The following is a 1346-nucleotide window of genomic DNA, read 5'->3' on the forward strand; positions in this document are numbered from 1 at the left end:
AGTCAGTGAGGGGCGAAGCGGCAGGGCAAAATTGGGTACGCGGTGTCAGATGTTAGCACGCAGTGTCAGATGAAGATTCTAGCCGATCGTTAATCGTAGCCGCTTCAAGCGATCAAACGTTAAACAGGAAGTGGCAGATGTCGCCATCTTTCATGACGTAACCCTTGCCTTCCACGCGTAGTTTACCTGCTTGTCGAATTTCTTTTTCGGTTTTGTAGGTTTCCAGATCTTCCAGCGTGTAGACCTCGCAGCGGATAAAGCCGCGTTCAAAATCACTATGGATCACGCCAGCGGCTTGAGGAGCGGTCGCTCCCTTGGGGATCGTCCACGCACGAACTTCTTTTTCGCCGGCGGTAAAGTAGCTTTCCAGCCCCAACGTGCTGTAGGTCGCCCGTGCGATTTGGTTTAGCGCGGGCTCATCGAGTCCGACTTCGGCCAGCATTTCGCTGCGATCGGGTTCTTCGAGCTCGGCTAGTTCCGCTTCCAATTTGGCACACACGCAAACCACGGTCGCACCGACCTTGGCGGCTTGATCGCGGACCTTTTGCACAAGAGGATCTTTGCCGTCGAGGTCGGTTTCGCTGACATTGGCGACGTACAGAACCGGTTTGGCCGACATCAATCCATAGCTCGAGATCGCCGATTCCTCGACGTTGTTCAGCTCGAGCGTCCGCAATGGTTCGTCCTTGCTGAGGTGTTCGTTGCATTTTTGGATCACCGCGACACGCAACTTCGCTTCCTTGTCGCCGCTACGCGCGGTCCGTTCGGCTTTGCCCAATGCGTTTTCGAGCGTTTGGATGTCCGCCAGCATCAATTCGGTCTCGATCGTATCCATGTCGGCGATCGGATCGACGGTTCCCGAAACGTGAATCACGTCGGGATCGTCGAAACAGCGAACGACTTGCACGATCGCGTCGACTTGGCGGATATGGCTGAGGAATTTGTTGCCGAGCCCTTCTCCCTCGCTGGCGCCTTTGACAATGCCTGCAATATCCACCAATTTCAGGACCGCAGGGATGGTCTTTTGAGGGGTGATGAAATGAGTGATACGGGTGAGGCGATCATCGGGAACGCTGACGATACCTTCGTTCGGTTCGATGGTGCAAAACGGATAATTTTCACTTTGGGCCGCTTTCGATGCTGTCAAAGCGTTAAACAGCGTACTTTTACCGACGTTCGGCAGACCAACAATTCCGGCTTCCATGGCAATGATTTCTATGTGAACAACGTGATGTTAACCCGGAAATTACGTGCTAATCGCGGCAAGGCGAGAACATCCGCACACATCGGGCTGAAGGCGAAATCGTATCAGCGAAAGCGGTTTGCGCTAACGGTGGACGTCGTTC

General features: G+C 54.1%; 1 protein-coding gene. It reads right to left on the reverse strand.

Going from position 1 to position 1346, the window contains the following annotated elements:
- Positions 1 to 112: 112 nt before the first annotated feature.
- Positions 113 to 1204 carry a redox-regulated ATPase YchF gene (gene ychF, locus RMSM_RS18125; RefSeq protein WP_008699390.1) on the reverse strand — a complete coding sequence of 364 codons (1092 nt, stop codon included), beginning with the start codon at positions 1202 to 1204 and terminating at the stop codon, positions 113 to 115.
- Between the last annotated feature and the right edge of the window lie 142 nt (positions 1205 to 1346).

The sequence above is a fragment of the Rhodopirellula maiorica SM1 genome (assembly GCF_000346295.1).
Lineage (GTDB): Bacteria > Planctomycetota > Planctomycetia > Pirellulales > Pirellulaceae > Novipirellula > Novipirellula maiorica.